Source organism: Streptomyces sp. SS8 (assembly GCF_054072955.1).
Genome location: NZ_JBSVCZ010000007.1, coordinates 186,309 through 201,016 on the forward strand (window position 1 = coordinate 186,309; position 14,708 = coordinate 201,016).

General features: G+C 75.6%; 16 protein-coding genes. 13 read left to right on the top strand and 3 right to left on the bottom strand.

Annotated elements, in window-relative coordinates; all coding sequences use genetic code 11:
• Nucleotides 1–117: 117 nt before the first annotated feature.
• The gene (gene glmM, locus ACW69E_RS09830) at nucleotides 118–1,476 is read left to right on the top strand and encodes a phosphoglucosamine mutase (protein ID WP_457497762.1); all 1,359 of its coding nucleotides are present in this window, start codon (nucleotides 118–120) and stop codon (nucleotides 1,474–1,476) included.
• 99 nt (nucleotides 1,477–1,575) lie between these two features.
• Here the strand turns inward: glmM and coaA are convergent, their stop codons facing one another.
• Nucleotides 1,576–2,556, bottom strand: coding sequence for a type I pantothenate kinase (coaA, locus tag ACW69E_RS09835; protein WP_457497803.1), 981 nt, complete (start codon nucleotides 2,554–2,556; stop codon nucleotides 1,576–1,578).
• A 256-nt stretch (nucleotides 2,557–2,812) separates the two neighbouring features.
• Here coaA and ACW69E_RS09840 point away from each other — a divergent pair, with 256 nt between their 5' ends.
• From ACW69E_RS09840 to ACW69E_RS09875, 8 genes are all read left to right on the top strand, one after another.
• Nucleotides 2,813–3,055: a hypothetical protein gene (locus tag ACW69E_RS09840; RefSeq protein WP_457497763.1), complete on the top strand. Its 243-nt coding sequence runs from the start codon at nucleotides 2,813–2,815 to the stop codon at nucleotides 3,053–3,055.
• 36 nt (nucleotides 3,056–3,091) lie between these two features.
• The gene (glmS, locus tag ACW69E_RS09845; RefSeq protein WP_457497764.1) at nucleotides 3,092–4,939 is read left to right on the top strand and encodes a glutamine--fructose-6-phosphate transaminase (isomerizing); all 1,848 of its coding nucleotides are present in this window, start codon (nucleotides 3,092–3,094) and stop codon (nucleotides 4,937–4,939) included.
• 58 nt (nucleotides 4,940–4,997) lie between these two features.
• Nucleotides 4,998–5,366, top strand: a complete 369-nt coding sequence (locus ACW69E_RS09850) for a holo-ACP synthase (protein ID WP_457497765.1) — start codon at nucleotides 4,998–5,000, stop codon at nucleotides 5,364–5,366.
• A gap of 68 nt (nucleotides 5,367–5,434) precedes the next feature.
• Complete coding sequence (locus ACW69E_RS09855; protein ID WP_457497766.1) at nucleotides 5,435–6,928, top strand: NAD(P)H-hydrate dehydratase; 1,494 nt, start codon at nucleotides 5,435–5,437, stop codon at nucleotides 6,926–6,928.
• A gap of 267 nt (nucleotides 6,929–7,195) precedes the next feature.
• Nucleotides 7,196–8,389, top strand: coding sequence for an alanine racemase (alr, locus tag ACW69E_RS09860; RefSeq protein ID WP_457497767.1), 1,194 nt, complete (start codon nucleotides 7,196–7,198; stop codon nucleotides 8,387–8,389).
• Between the two features lie 7 nt (nucleotides 8,390–8,396).
• Nucleotides 8,397–9,593, top strand: coding sequence for an alpha/beta fold hydrolase (locus tag ACW69E_RS09865; protein WP_457497768.1), 1,197 nt, complete (start codon nucleotides 8,397–8,399; stop codon nucleotides 9,591–9,593).
• The gene (gene tsaE, locus ACW69E_RS09870; protein ID WP_457497769.1) at nucleotides 9,514–10,155 is read left to right on the top strand and encodes a tRNA (adenosine(37)-N6)-threonylcarbamoyltransferase complex ATPase subunit type 1 TsaE; all 642 of its coding nucleotides are present in this window, start codon (nucleotides 9,514–9,516) and stop codon (nucleotides 10,153–10,155) included. The genes ACW69E_RS09865 and tsaE overlap by 80 nt, the downstream gene beginning before the upstream one ends.
• A gap of 196 nt (nucleotides 10,156–10,351) precedes the next feature.
• On the top strand, nucleotides 10,352–10,564 hold the full coding sequence (locus ACW69E_RS09875; RefSeq protein ID WP_457497770.1) for a hypothetical protein: 213 nt from the start codon (nucleotides 10,352–10,354) through the stop codon (nucleotides 10,562–10,564).
• Nucleotides 10,565–10,588: 24 nt separating this feature from the next.
• On the opposite strand, the gene ACW69E_RS09880 is transcribed toward ACW69E_RS09875, so the two are convergent.
• Both ACW69E_RS09880 and ACW69E_RS09885 read right to left on the bottom strand, forming a co-directional pair.
• Nucleotides 10,589–11,203: a DUF6328 family protein gene (locus ACW69E_RS09880; RefSeq protein WP_457497771.1), complete on the bottom strand. Its 615-nt coding sequence runs from the start codon at nucleotides 11,201–11,203 to the stop codon at nucleotides 10,589–10,591.
• A gap of 89 nt (nucleotides 11,204–11,292) precedes the next feature.
• Complete coding sequence (locus tag ACW69E_RS09885; RefSeq protein ID WP_457497772.1) at nucleotides 11,293–11,895, bottom strand: hypothetical protein; 603 nt, start codon at nucleotides 11,893–11,895, stop codon at nucleotides 11,293–11,295.
• A gap of 167 nt (nucleotides 11,896–12,062) precedes the next feature.
• Between ACW69E_RS09885 and tsaB the strand changes: the two genes are divergently transcribed.
• Genes tsaB through ACW69E_RS09905 form a run of 4 tightly spaced genes read left to right on the top strand, consistent with a single transcriptional unit; the run spans nucleotide 12,063 to nucleotide 14,704 of the window.
• Entirely contained in the window at nucleotides 12,063–12,758 is a 696-nt protein-coding gene (gene tsaB, locus ACW69E_RS09890; protein WP_457497773.1) for a tRNA (adenosine(37)-N6)-threonylcarbamoyltransferase complex dimerization subunit type 1 TsaB, read from the top strand.
• Nucleotides 12,759–12,814: 56 nt separating this feature from the next.
• Nucleotides 12,815–13,330 carry a ribosomal protein S18-alanine N-acetyltransferase gene (rimI, locus tag ACW69E_RS09895; RefSeq protein ID WP_457497804.1) on the top strand — a complete coding sequence of 172 codons (516 nt, stop codon included), beginning with the start codon at nucleotides 12,815–12,817 and terminating at the stop codon, nucleotides 13,328–13,330.
• On the top strand, nucleotides 13,323–14,444 hold the full coding sequence (gene tsaD / locus ACW69E_RS09900; protein ID WP_457497774.1) for a tRNA (adenosine(37)-N6)-threonylcarbamoyltransferase complex transferase subunit TsaD: 1,122 nt from the start codon (nucleotides 13,323–13,325) through the stop codon (nucleotides 14,442–14,444). Before rimI ends, tsaD begins: the two co-directional genes overlap by 8 nt.
• On the top strand, nucleotides 14,441–14,704 hold the full coding sequence (locus ACW69E_RS09905) for a hypothetical protein (RefSeq protein WP_206348872.1): 264 nt from the start codon (nucleotides 14,441–14,443) through the stop codon (nucleotides 14,702–14,704). The genes tsaD and ACW69E_RS09905 overlap by 4 nt, the downstream gene beginning before the upstream one ends.
• Nucleotides 14,705–14,708: the final 4 nt, after the last annotated feature.

A 14,708-nucleotide genomic window follows, 5' to 3' on the forward strand; every position in this document is an offset into this window, starting at 1 on the left:
GCGACCGTCGGCATGCCGCGGTCACGGCCGTGCCGCATCCGCCGCCAAGGGGCGTATATCTGGATCGACCGGGCCTTGTCGGCCCCGGAGCTCAGCTCGGAACTCGGAGGAACCACGGTGGGACGACTCTTCGGTACGGACGGTGTGCGCGGAGTCGCCAACGCCGACCTGACCGCCGAAATGGCGCTCGGTCTGTCGGTCGCGGCGGCGCACGTGCTCGCCGAGGCGGGTACGTTCAAGGGCCATCGCCCGGTGGCGGTGGTCGGACGTGATCCGCGCGCGTCCGGGGAGTTCCTGGAGGCCGCCGTGGTGGCCGGGCTGGCCAGCGCGGGCGTGGACGTGCTGCGGGTGGGCGTGCTGCCGACCCCGGCCGTGGCGTACCTGACCGGCGCGCTCGGCGCCGACCTGGGCGTGATGCTGTCCGCCAGCCACAACCCCATGCCCGACAACGGCATCAAGTTCTTCGCCCGCGGCGGCCACAAGCTCGCCGACGAGCTGGAGGACCGCATCGAGCGGACCTACCGCGAGCACGCCTCCGGCGAGCCCTGGGACCGCCCGACGGGCGCCGGGGTGGGCCGGGTGAAGGAGTACGACGAGGGCTTCGACAAGTACGTCGCCCACCTCGTCGGCGTCCTGCCCAACCGGCTCGACGGGCTCAAGGTCGTCATCGACGGGGCGCACGGCGCGGCGGCGCGGGTCTCCCCGGAGGCGTTCGCGCGGGCGGGCGCCGAGGTGGTCACCATCGCCACCGAGCCCGACGGGCTCAACATCAACGACGGCTGCGGCTCCACCCACCTCGACGGGCTGCGCGCGGCCGTCGTCGAGCACGGCGCCGACCTGGGCGTGGCCCACGACGGCGACGCCGACCGCTGCCTGGCCGTGGACGCGGCCGGCGAGGAGATCGACGGCGACCAGATCCTCAGCGTGCTGGCCCTGGGCATGAAGGAGGCAGGGACGCTGCGGGGGAACACCGTGGTGGCCACGGTGATGTCCAACCTCGGCTTCAAGCTCGCCATGGAGCGCGAGGGCGTCGAGCTGCTCCAGACGGCGGTCGGCGACCGCTACGTGCTGGAGGAGATGAAGCGCGGCGGCTACTCGCTGGGCGGTGAGCAGTCCGGGCACGTGATCGCCCTGGACCACGCCACCACCGGCGACGGCACCCTGACCGGTCTGATGCTGGCCGCGCGGGTGGCCGCCACCGGCCGGCCCCTGGCCGAGCTGGCGGGCGTCATGCGGCGCCTGCCGCAGGTGCTGGTCAACGTGCGGGACGTGGACAAGACCCGGGTCGGTTCATCGGCCCGGCTGGCCACCGCCGTGAACCAGGCCGAGAAGGAGCTGGGCGAGACCGGCCGGGTGCTGCTGCGCTCCTCCGGCACCGAGCCGCTGGTGCGGGTGATGGTCGAGGCCGCGGACCTGGAGCAGGCCCGCGCGGTGGCGCAGCGGCTGGCGGACGAGGTCAAGGCCGCGCTGGGCTGACCTCCGGCGCGGACCGCGCCGGAGCGCGCGGTCCGGTCACGACGGCAGGAGGCGGGGGCGGCCACCGGCCGCCCCCGCGCCCGTTCGTCCGGCGCCGGGTCAGAGCTTGCGCAGCGACAGGCGCTGGACCTTGTGGTCCGGCCCCTTGCGCAGGATCAGGCCGGCGCGGCCCCGGGTCGGGGCGATGTTCTCCTGGAGGTTCGGCCGGTTGATCGTCCGCCAGATCCCGCGCGCGTAGTCCAGCGCCTCCTCCTGTGACACCTGCGTGTACCTGCGGAAGTAGGAGAACGGGTTCTGGAAGGCGGTCTCGCGCAGCTTGCGGAAGCGGTCCAGGTACCACCGCTCGATGTCCTCGGTGCGCGCGTCCACGTAGACGGAGAAGTCGAAGTAGTCGGCGACGGCCAGCCGGGTGCGGCCGTCCTTGCCCGGCAGGGCCGGCTGGAGGACGTTGAGGCCCTCGACGATCAGGATGTCGGGGCGGCGCACCGTCAGCACCTCGCCGGGGACGATGTCGTAGATCAGGTGGGAGTAGACGGGGGCGGTGACCTCCTCCCGGCCCGACTTGACGTCCGCGACGAACCGGGTCAGGGCGCGGCGGTCGTAGGACTCGGGGAAGCCCTTGCGCGACATCAGCCCGCGCCGGTGCAGCTCCGCGTTGGGGAACAGGAAGCCGTCGGTGGTCACCAGTTCCACCCGCGGGTGCTCGGGCCAGCGGGCCAGCAGCGCCCGCAGCAGCCGGGCCACCGTGGACTTGCCGACCGCGACGCTGCCCGCGACCCCGATGACGAACGGGGTGCCGCGCTGGGCGCCGTGCCCGCCACCCGCGTCGCCGAGGAAGGTGTTGAGCGCGCCGCGCAGCCCGTGGGTGGCGCCGACGTAGAGGTTGAGCAGCCGGGACAGCGGCAGGTAGACGTCCCGCACCTCGTCGAGGTCGATGACGTCGCCGAGTCCGCGCAGCTCCTCCACCTCCGCGGCCGTCAGGGGCAGCGGGGTCTTCTCCCGCAGGGCGCTCCACTCGGCCCTTCCGAGGTCGACGAAGGGGCTCGCGTCGGATGGCCGGCCGCGGCGGTGCTGCGGCAGGACACCGGACGCGGCGGGGGGCCCGGGGACGGTGGCGGGGGTGGACACGGGCCCATTGTCGGGCCGCGCGCGGCCGGCCTCACGGCCGTTCCCGTGTGATCAGTAGCACAGATGTGCGCGCGAAGGGGTGTACGCGGCGGTCCCGCGCGGATACGTTGACCGTATTCGCGCACTTGCTCCATGTGTGTGAATCCGCCGTGCGGACCCCTGCCCGCTTCCGGCGGGGTTCGCGTACCACCGCCCGGAGGGGATCCGTATGCCGCTTCCGTTCCAGCGCTCCCGCGCGGCACGCCGCCGCCTCGCCGCACGGAAATCCGCCGAGGCCCGCCACGCCCGTGCGTGGGAGGAACTCCTGGACGAACTGCCCGAGGAGGACCTGGGCGAGCACCCCGACGACGCGCTGGAGAGCTACCGGCCGGGCGGCAGACCGCGGTGCGAGGAGGCCGAGTACCTGGAGATCGTCAGGCGGGCGGTCGGACGAATAGGCCGAGGGCGCTGACAGCCCTCGCCCCCGACTGCCCTTAGGCTGCATCGCATGTGCGGAATCGTTGGTTATGTGGGAGGGCAGTCCGCCCTCGACGTCGTCATCGCGGGACTGAAGCGGTTGGAGTACCGCGGTTATGACTCGGCGGGCGTTGCCGTCCTCGCCGACGGCGGGCTGGCCGCCGCGAAGAAGGCCGGGAAACTGGGCAACCTCGGCAAGCTGCTGGATGAGCGCCCGCTGCCGGCCGGCGCCACCGGCATCGGCCACACCCGGTGGGCCACCCACGGCGGGCCGACCGACGCCAACGCGCACCCGCACCTGGACAACTCCGGGCGGGTCGCGGTCGTCCACAACGGCATCATCGAGAACTTCGCCGCGCTCCGCGCCGAGCTGGCCGAGCGCGGCCACGAGCTGACCTCCGAGACCGACACCGAGGTCGTGGCCCACCTGCTCGCCGAGAACTTCTCCTCCTGCGGCGACCTGGCCGAGGCCATGCGGCAGGTGTGCCGCCGGCTGGAGGGCGCCTTCACCCTCGTGGCCGTCCACGCCGACGAGCCCGACACCGTCGTCGGCGCCCGGCGCAACTCGCCGCTGGTGGTCGGCGTCGGAGAGGGCGAGAACTTCCTCGCCTCCGACGTCGCGGCCTTCATCGCCCACACCCGCGAGGCCATCGAGCTGGGCCAGGACCAGGTCGTGGAGCTGAGGCGGGACCGGGTGACGGTCACCGACTTCGACGGCGCCCCCACCGAGACCCGCGCCTACCACGTGGACTGGGACGCCTCGGCCGCCGAGAAGGGCGGCTACGACTACTTCATGCTCAAGGAGATCGCCGAGCAGCCCAAGGCGGTCGCCGACACCCTCCTGGGCCGCATCGACGAGGCCGGCCGGCTGGCCCTGGACGAGGTGCGCATCCCCGACCACGTGCTGCGCGAGGTGGACAAGGTCGTCATCGTGGCGTGCGGCACGGCCTACCACGCCGGGATGATCGCCAAGTACGCCATCGAGCACTGGACGCGCATCCCCTGCGAGACCGAGCTGGCCAGCGAGTTCCGCTACCGGGACCCGATCATGGACCAGCGCACGCTCGTCGTCGCCATCAGCCAGTCCGGCGAGACCATGGACACCCTGATGGCGCTGCGCCACGCCCGCGAGCAGGGCGCCAAGGTGCTGGCCATCTGCAACACCAACGGCTCCACCATCCCGCGCGAGTCCGACGCGGTGCTCTACACCCACGCCGGGCCCGAGGTCGCGGTCGCCTCCACCAAGGCGTTCCTGACCCAGCTGGTGGCCTGCTATCTGGTGGCCCTCTACCTGGGCCAGGTGCGCGGCACCAAGTGGGGCGACGAGATCGGCTCGGTGATCCGGGAGCTGTCGCAGATCTCCACGGAGGTCGAGAAGGTCCTGGCCACCATGGAGCCGGTGCGGGAGCTGGCCCGCTCCCTGGCGGACAAGAACACCGTGCTCTTCCTCGGCCGCCACGTGGGCTTCCCCGTCGCACTGGAGGGCGCGCTCAAGCTCAAGGAGCTGGCGTACATGCACGCCGAGGGCTTCGCGGCCGGCGAGCTCAAGCACGGCCCGATCGCGCTGATCGAGGAGGACCTGCCGGTGGTGGTGGTCGTACCGTCGCCGCGCGGCCGGTCCGTGCTGCACGACAAGATCGTCTCCAACATCCAGGAGATCCGGGCCCGGGGCGCGCGGACCATCGTCATCGCCGAGGAGGGCGACGAGACGGTCGTGCCGTACGCCGACCACCTGGTGCGCATCCCCGCCACGCCCACCCTGCTCCAGCCGCTGGTGGCCACCGTGCCGCTGCAGGTCTTCGCCTGCGAGCTGGCCACGGCCCGCGGCAACGAGGTGGACCAGCCCCGCAACCTGGCCAAGTCGGTGACGGTGGAGTGACGCGGTCCCGCAGGCGCACCGGGCGCACCGGGCGCTTCCGGCGGGCGGGGGGACGCGGATGATCGTCGGGGTGGGGATCGACGTCACCTCGATCGACCGCTTCGCCGGCGCGCTGGCCCGCACCCCCGCCCTGGCCGGGCGGCTGTTCACCCCCGCGGAGCAGACCCTGCCCGGCGGGGAGCGGCGCTCGGTGGCCTCCCTGGCGGCGCGGTTCGCCGCCAAGGAGGCGCTGGCCAAGGCGCTGGGCGCGCCCGGCGGGCTGGTGTGGACGGACGCGGAGGTGCACGCCTCCGAGCACGGGCGGCCGCTGCTGAGGGTGACCGGCACCGTCGCCGCCCGCGCCGCCGAGCTGGGCGTGCGCCACTGGCACGTCTCCCTCAGCCACGACGCGGGGGTGGCGACGGCCGTCGTGATCGCCGAGAGCTGACCGGCGGGGCGCCCCGCCGGTGCGGCCGGACACGGATGGGCCCGGCGGCCTGCGGTCACACTGAGGGCATGAGAGATGCCTACAGCGTGCAGACCGTACGGGCCGCCGAGCGGGAGCTGATGGCGCGCCTGCCCGCCGGGGCGCTGATGCGCCGCGCCGCCGCCGGGCTGGCCGCCGCCTGCGCCGGGATGCTGGGGCGCGTCTACGGCACCCGGGTCGTCCTGCTGGTGGGCAGCGGCGACAACGGTGGGGACGCGCTCTTCGCCGGGGCGTACCTGGCCCGGCGCGGCGCCGGGGTGACCGCCGTGCTGCTCAGCCCGGAGAAGGTCCACGAGAGCGGGCTCGCCGCGCTGCGGGCGGCCGGCGGCCGGGCCGTCGCGGCCCCCGCCGCCCACACCGTGCTGGAGGGCGCGCCCGCCGACGTGCCCGCGCTCGTGCGGCGGGCCGACCTGGTGGTGGACGGCATCGTCGGCATCGGGGGCCGGGGCGGCCTGCGGCCGGGCGCGGTGGAGATCGCCGACGCCGTCGCGGAGGCCGGGGTGCCCGTCCTCGCCGTGGACCTGCCCAGCGGAGTGGACGCCGACACCGGCGAGGTGCGCGGCGTGGCGGTGCGGGCGGCCGCGACGGTGACCTTCGGGGCGTACAAGCCCGGCCTGCTGGTCGACCCCGCGCGCGAGCACGCCGGGGCGCTGCGGCTGGTCGACATCGGCCTGGGCCCGTACCTGGAGGCGGCCGAGCCGGTGGCGCGCGCCGCACAGCACGCGGACGTGGCCGCCCTGCTGCCCCGCCCGTCGGCCGAGAGCGACAAGTACCGGCGCGGCGTGGTCGGGATCGCTGCCGGCTCCGCCCGCTACCCGGGCGCGGCGGTGCTGGCGGTGGCCGGGGCGCTGCGCGGCGGCGCGGGCGCCGTGCGCTACGCCGGCCCCGCGGCCGAGGAGGTGATCGCCCGCTTCCCCGAGACGCTGGTCTCCTCCGGCCCGCCCTCGCGGGCGGGCCGGGTGCAGGCGTGGGTCGTCGGGCCGGGGCTCGGCGACGGGGACGAGGCGCGCGGAACCGTCCGGGACGTGCTGGCCTCGGACGTACCGGTGCTGGTGGACGCCGACGGGCTGCGGCTGATGGACGCCGGGGCGCCGCGCGAGCGTACGGCCCCCGTCCTGCTCACCCCGCACGCCGGCGAGGCGGCGGCGCTGCTGGGCGCCGAGCGCGGGGAGGTGGAGTCGGCGCGGCTGGCCTCGGCGCGGGAGCTGGCGCGGCGGTACGGGGCGGCGGTGCTGCTCAAGGGCTCGACCACGGTGGTCGCCCCGCCCGGCGGGGACGGCCCGCTGTGGGTCAACCCCACCGGCACCGGCTGGCTGGCCACGGCCGGAAGCGGCGATGTGCTCTCCGGGCTGGCCGGCTCGCTGCTCGCCTGCGGCCTGGCGCCCGTGGACGCGGCGGTGGCGGGCGCATACGTCCACGGCCTGGCGGGCCGCCGTGCGGCGCCGCTGACCAGTGCGCTCGACGTGGCCGAGGCGCTGCGCCCGGCCTGGCGGGACGTGGTGGAGGCCGCGGACGCCGGATGAGCCGGGGCGGGCGCGTGCCGGGGCGCGCCGCAGGTCCCGCGGCGGGGACACGGGCCGGGGCCGTCCTTCCGGCCGGGCCGTCGTGCGGGCGCCCCCGGGACGTCCGCCCGCCTCGCTCCACCGGCCGTGTTCCCGCGAGCGCCGGGAGGCGGGCGCCCGGCGCCCTGCGGCGGTGAACGGATCGCGCGCACCGAGACGCGCGCACCGAGACGCGCACACCGGGCGGGCCGGGAGGCGGCCGGAGGCGGACCTGAGACACTGGGGGCGATGGACGTCGTGAGTGAGCCCTCCGCCACCGGCGCGGCGGTGCGGCCCCGCCCGGACACGCACCGGGTCTGCGCCGAGATCGACCTGGCCGCGCTGCGCGCCAACGTCCGAGCCCTGCGCGAGCGCGCGGCCGGGACCGGGGCCGGGCTGATGGCCGTGGTCAAGGCAGACGCGTACGGCCACGGCATGGTCCCCTGCGCCCGCGCCGCGCGGCAGGCGGGCGCCGACTGGCTGGGTACGGCCACCCCCCAGGAGGCGCTGGCACTGCGCGCCGCCGGGGACCGGGGCCGGCTGCTGTGCTGGCTGTGGACGCCCGGCGGGCCCTGGCGCGAGGCGATCGAGGCGGACGTCGACGTGTCGGCGAGCGACCCGTGGGCGCTGCGGGAGATCGTGGAGGCCGCCCGCGCCCGCGGCCGTACCGCCCGCGTCCATCTGAAGATCGACACCGGGCTGGGCCGCAACGGCTGCAGCCCGGCCGGCTGGGAGGCGCTGACCGCCGCCGCCCGCGCCGCCGAGGCCGAGGGCGCGGTGAAGGTCGCCGGGGTGTGGTCGCACTTCGCCTGCGCCGACGAGCCCGGCCACCCCTCCATCGCAGCCCAGCTCGCGGTCTTCCGCGAGGCCCTGGACACAGCGGCCCGTGCCGGTCTCGACCCGGAGGTGCGGCACATCGCCAACTCACCCGCCACCCTCACCTTCCCCGAGGCGCACTTCGACCTGGTGCGCACCGGCGTGTCGGTCTACGGGCTCTCGCCCTCGCCCGAGGTCGGCGTACCGGCGGACTTCGGGCTGCGGCCGGTGATGACCCTGCGCGCCCGCCTGGCCCTGGTCAAGCGGGTGCCCGCCGGGCACGGGGTGAGCTACGGCCACCACTACACCACCCCCGGCGAGACCACCCTGGCCCTGGTCCCGGCCGGCTACGCCGACGGCGTCCCCCGGCACGCCTCCGGCACCGGCCCGGTGCTGGTGGCGGGCAAGTGGCGGACGGTCGCCGGACGGGTGGCCATGGACCAGTTCGTGGTGGACCTGGGCGGCGACGCGGCCGCGGAGGGCGACGAGGCCGTCCTGTTCGGACCGGGCGACGCGGGCGAGCCGACGGCCGAGGACTGGGCGCGCGCGGTGGGCACCATCGGGTACGAGATCGTCACCCGGATCGGCGCCCGGGTGCCGCGCGTCCATCTGAACGCGGAGGCGTGACGCGGGCATGAGGGACGCAGGCGGCAGGGGGTGGGCGCGCCGCGCGGGGGTGGCCGGCGCGGTGCTGGGACTGGCCGCGGCCGGCGTGGCGGCGGGAGTGGCCGTCGAGCGGCTGACCGTGCACCGGGCGGTGCGCCACCGGGCGCGCCTGGCCCTGGACGCGGCCGGCCCGTACGGTTCGCTGCGCGGCACCCCGGGCCGGGCCGTGGCCGACGACGGCACGGAGCTGTACTACGAGACCGACGAACCGGAGGGCGCGATACCCGAGGGCGCGCCCACGGTCGTCTTCAGCCACGGCTACTGCCTCGCCCAGGACGTCTGGCACTTCCAGCGCGCCGCCCTGCGCGGCGTCACGCCCACCGCGCCCCCCACCCCCGCCCTGCGCGCCGTCTACTGGGACCAGCGCGGCCACGGCCGCTCCGGGCGCGGGCGGGCCGGCGAGACGGTCACCATCGACCGGCTCGGACGCGATCTGAAGGCGGTGCTCGACGCCGCCGTCCCCACCGGGCCGGTCGTCCTCGTCGGCCACTCGATGGGCGGGATGACGGTGATGGCGCTGGCCCACCACCATCCCGGGTACGTCGCCGAGCGCGTCGCCGCGGTGGCCCTGCTGGGCACCTCGGCGGGCAACCTCACGGAGGTGACCTTCGGGCTGCCCGCCGCCGGGGCCCGGGCGCTGCGGCGGATGGCGCCGGGAGTGCTCAGGACGCTGGCCGCGCGGGCCGATCTGGTGGAGCGCGGGCGGCGGGCGACCGCCGACCTCTTCACGGGGCTGGTCAAGCGGTACTCGTTCGGCGGCCGCGACGTGGACCCGGGGGTGGCGCGCTTCGCGGAGCGGCTGATCGAGTCGGTGCCGGTCGACGTGGTCGCCGACTTCTACCCCGCCTTCGCCGAGCACGACAAGACCGCCGCGCTGGCCGCCTTCGGGGAGGACCGGCCCGCGCTGATCCTCACCGGCGACCGCGACCTGCTCACCCCGCGCGAGCACAGCGAGGCGATGGCCGGGGCGCTGCCGCACGCGGATCTGGTGGTCGTGGAGGGCGCTGGACACCTGGTGATGCTGGAGCACCCCGAGGTGGTCGGCGACCGCCTGGCGGAGCTGCTGACGCGTACCATCCACACCCATGGACACACCGCACCACCGGGCCGCGGGGACCGCCCCCGGGGCCGCCCCGGAGAGCCGGCAGAGCCCCCCGATTCCTGACGGACCCCGAGGACCCGGGGACTTCGAACGGACCGTGAGGATCCGTGTCGCGACCCCCGGCCGGATGCGGGAGCTGGGCCGGAGGCTGGCCCGGCTGCTGCGGCCCGGCGACCTCGTCCTGCTCACCGGCGAGCTGGGCGCGGGCAAGACCACCCTCACCCGCGGACTGGGCGAGGGGCTGGACGTGCGCGGCGCGGTCACCTCGCCCACCTTCGTCATCGCCCGGGTCCACCCCCCGCTCGGCGAAGGGCCCGCCCTGGTGCACGTGGACGCCTACCGGCTCGGCGGCGGTCTGGAGGAGATGGAGGACCTGGACCTCGACGTCTCGCTGCCGGAGTCGGTGGTGGTCGTGGAGTGGGGCGAGGGGAAGGTCGAGGAACTCTCGGAGGACCGGCTGCACGTGGTCATCGGGCGGTCCGTGGGAGCGGATCCGGCCGGAGCGGAGGCGGAGGCGCCCGGCGGCTCCGGGGACGACGTGCGGACGGTGACGGTGACCGGCGTCGGCGGACGCTGGTCCGGGCAGGACCTGTCCGTCCTCGCGGAGCCCGGGGGGAGCGCGTAGGGGCGGGGGCCCGCACGGGCCGCGCCCCACCCGGTACGCGCCCGCTCACCAGGACGGGCCCGGGGCACGGAGCCCGGGTTCCGACACCGTGTCGGCAAGATGTTGCGCACGGTCCCTCCGGCATGTTCACATGGAGTCCGGAAGGAGTGGTTAGGTACGCCTTACCACTCCCGCCCCATGAGCCACGGGAGGACCCATGGAGGCAGAGAGGCGAGAGCCCGAAGCGACCGCGCAGGACGTGCCCGCCGGCGCGCCCGGGCGCCTGCCGGGTGCCGCAGCGGTGCCGATGCGCGACCTGCTGGCCTCGTGCGCCGCGGCCGACGCGGTCTCCACACCACCGGCCCCCGAGCGCCGCACCGCCGCCGGAGAGCGCCCGGACGGCGAGGGCCCCCGGGCCGAGGCGGCCTGAGGGCCCGTACGAGGGCGGGAGAGCCTAGGAGCGCTGCTCCCGCCCCTCCTGCCGCATCTGCCTCGGCCCGACGCGGCGCGCCCAGGCCGGCAGCAGGAACCAGGCGCCCACGAACCATATGAACAGCGCGCCGACGATCCACCAGGCCAGGCCGTTGTGCAGCACCACGCGCAGGATCAGCAGCAGGGCGCAGGTGACCGTGCACAGCAGCAGGACCAGTCCGGTGATGGTCAGGCGGGCGGCCCACTCCACCGTCTGCGGCTTCATCCGGTGCCCGGTGACGAAACGGTGCAGGGCCACCGGGGCGATCAGGGTGCCGGTCGCGGCCGAGCCGAGGACGACGGTGACGACGTAGATGTTGCGGTCCATGGTTTCCAGGTCGGTGAACCGCTCGGTGAAGGCGACGCTCAGCAGGAAGCCGAGCAGGATCTGGATGCCCATCTGGGCGACCCTGACCTCCTGCAGGAGTTCCGTCCACCGCCGGTCGGCCCGCTCCTTCTCGGTCTCCCGGCGCTCCTCCCGCGCCACCCGGGCCGACTCGTCCGCCTGCCGGGCGGCATGGGCCGCCCGGTCCCCGGCGTCCGCGGGCCGCTGTCCGACCCCGTCACCACCGGGCGTCCTGTCCGTTCCGAGAGCCATCTCCCGCCCCGCTTCCAGCCGTTTGCCTGCCTGTCCACCGTTTGTTCGAACGGAGGGAGGGCAAACACGGGCCGGGCAGGGCCCACGGCTCAGGGGACGACGACGACCTTCGTGCCCGCCGTGGCGAACCGCCACATCGCCTCGCCGTCCGCGGCCCTGGAGCGGATGCCGCCCGTGCCCTCCTTCGGCGCGCCCTCGGGCAGCGAGCCGTCCACGGCGGCGCTGAAGCCCACCACAACCCCGTCCACCTGCGTGAACAGCACCACATGGGCGACGGGCACCCCGTCGGACCCGGTGACGCGCTCGGTGCGGCCGCTCTCGCTCACGGTGTACTCGCCCGGCAGCGGGTCCACCGCGCCGGGGACGACGCGGTAGGTCCGGGTGACCTGCTCATTCGCGCCCACCAGCCAGACCCGGTCGCCCCGCAGGGAGTACACGACACGTTCGCCCGCGCCGGAGTCGGCCGGCGGCGAGGCCTCCTCGCGCTCCCCGGACTTCTCGCGGTCCTCGCGGGCCCGGGCGTCCTTCCGCGCGGCGTCGGGGGAGGGGGAGGCCGACGCGGCGGCCCCGCGCTCACCGGCGGGTCCGTGCCGGTCCTGGGCGGCGGAGGCCTGGTAGGCCAGGAAGCCGACGACGGCGAGCGCCGCCGCGGTCAGCCCGGCCACGAACGTACCCGCGCTGTTCCGTGCCACCGTCTCGCCCGCCTCCGGTACTCGCAGCTTCCCCCGCCGGCCTGCCGGAGCCCCGTCGGAGCCCTCCGGAAGACCGGTGTGATCGTAGGTTTGACGGTAGCAGTCGGTAGCGGTCGCCGTGCCGCGGGCGGGCACCGGCGGTCCGCGGCGCGCCGTAGGCTGAGAGCGTGCTCCTGCTCGCTCTGGATACCGCAACCCCCGCCGTCACCGTCGCCCTGCACGACGGGACGAGGACCCTCGCAGCCGCCGACGAGGTGGACGCCCGCCGCCACGGCGAACTGCTGCTCCCGGCCGTCGACCGCGTCCTGGCCGAGGCCGGCGCCGCGCTCGGCGACGTCACCGGCATCGTCGTCGGCGTCGGCCCCGGCCCGTACACCGGTCTGCGGGTCGGCCTGATGACGGCGACGACCCTCGGAGCCGCCCGCGGCATCCCCGTCCACGGCCTGTGCACGCTGGACGGCATCGCCCACGCCGCCGGGGAGGCCGCACTGGAGGGCCCCTTCGTCGTCGCCACCGACGCCCGCCGCAAGGAGGTGTACTGGGCGCGCTACGCCGACGCGCGCACCCGCCTCGGGGATCCGGCCGTGGACCGCCCGGCCGACATCGCCGAGCTGGTCGCCGGCGTTCCCGCGGTGGGCATGGGGGCCCGGCTGTACGCGGACACCTTCACCGGCGTACGCGAGGACCTGCCCGAGCACGTCTCGGCGGCCGCGCTGGCGGCGCTGGCCGCCGAGCGCCTCGCGGCCGGCGCCGGCGAAGGCGACGGCGGTGAGGCCGGGGCCTTCCTGCCGCCGCTGCCGCTGTACCTGCGGCGCCCGGACGCGAGGGTGCCCGCCAACTACAAGGTGGTCACGCCCCGGTGACCGCGCCTCCCGAGCAGCCCGCCGGGCAGGCCCCCGGACAGCCCGCCCTGCGCGAGATGCGCTGGTGGGACATCGAACCGGTGCTGGAGCTGGAACGGGAGCTGTTCCCGTACGACGCCTGGTCACCAGCCCTGTTCTGGTCCGAACTCGCCCGCGCGCGCGGCCCGCACGCCACCCGCCGCTACCTCGTCGCCGAGGACGGCACCGGCCGCGTCGTCGGCTACGGCGGACTCGCCGCCGCTGGCGGCACCGGGGACGTCCAGACCATCGCCGCCGCCCGCGGCCACTGGGGCACCGGGCTGGGCGCCCGGCTGCTCACCGCGCTGCTCACCGCCGCCACCGACTTCGAGTGCCACGAGGTGCTGCTGGAGGTCCGGGTGGACAACGACCGCGCCCGGCGCCTGTACGAGCGCTTCGGCTTCGAGACCATCGGCCTGCGCCGCGGCTACTACCAGCCCGGGAACGTGGACGCCCTCGTGATGCGCCGCCCGGCCGGTCCCGCGCCGGACACCGAGCCGGACCCCGCACCCGACACCGCAACGGAACACCAAGGAACGACGACCCATGGCTGACGAACCCCTGGTCCTCGGCATCGAGACCTCCTGCGACGAGACCGGCGTGGGCATCGTGCGCGGGCACACGCTGCTCGCCGACGCGGTGGCCTCCAGCGTGGACGAGCACGCCCGGTACGGCGGCGTGGTGCCCGAGGTCGCCAGCCGCGCCCACCTGGAGGCGATGGTCCCCATCATCCAGCGCGCCCTGAAGGACGCCGGCGTCGCCGCGAGCGACCTCGACGGGATCGCCGTCACCGCCGGCCCCGGCCTGGCCGGCGCGCTGCTGGTGGGCGTCTCGGCGGCCAAGGCGTACGCGTACGCGCTGGGCAAGCCGCTGTACGGCGTCAACCACCTCGCCTCGCACATCTGCGTCGACCAGCTCGAACACGGCGCGCTGCCCGAGCCGACCATGGCGCTGCTGGTCTCCGGCGGCCACTCCTCGCTGCTGCTGTCCTCCGACATCACCTCCGACGTGCGCCCGCTGGGCGCCACCATCGACGACGCGGCGGGCGAGGCGTTCGACAAGGTCGCCCGGGTGCTGAACCTCGGCTTCCCCGGCGGACCCGTCATCGACCGCTACGCCCGCGAGGGCGACCCGGACGCCATCGCCTTCCCGCGCGGACTGACCGGCCCGCGCGACGCGCCCTACGACTTCTCCTTCTCCGGCCTGAAGACCGCCGTCGCCCGCTGGATCGAGGCGAAGCGGAGCGCGGGCGAGGAGGTGCCGGTCGCCGACGTCGCCGCGTCCTTCCAGGAGGCGGTCACCGACGTGCTGACCCGCAAGGCGGTGCGCGCCTGCCGGGACGAGGGGGTGGACCACCTGATGATCGGCGGCGGCGTCGCGGCCAACTCGCGGCTGCGCGCGATGGCCCGGGCGCGCTGCGAGGCGGCCGGGATCACCCTGCGGGTGCCGCGCCCGAAGCTGTGCACCGACAACGGCGCGATGGTCGCGGCCCTGGGTGCCGAGATGGTCGCCCGCGACCGGGCCCCCTCCGACTGGGACCTGTCGGCCGACTCCTCCCTGCCGGTCACCGAACCGCACGTTCCCGGCGCCTCGCACAGCGGCGCGCACGGGCACGGCCACACCCACGACCACGTACACGAGACGAGCGCGGAGAACCTCTACTCATGACCGTCGCCCTGATGTGGGAGGCCCGCGCGGCGGACGGCCGCGGCGCCGAGCTGCTGGAGTGGGCCCGCGCCCAGGCGCTCGACCCCGCGCCCCCGCGCCGCGAGACCTTCACCGCCCCGGCCGACCGCGTCCTGGTCATCACCTGGTGGGACGCCCCCTACGAGGCCGAACTCCCCGAACTGCCCTCCCCGCCACAGGAGTTGCTCCACCGCCCGGTCCACCGCTGGCGCTTCGAGAGCGCGGACGCCGACGTGCCGTGACCGG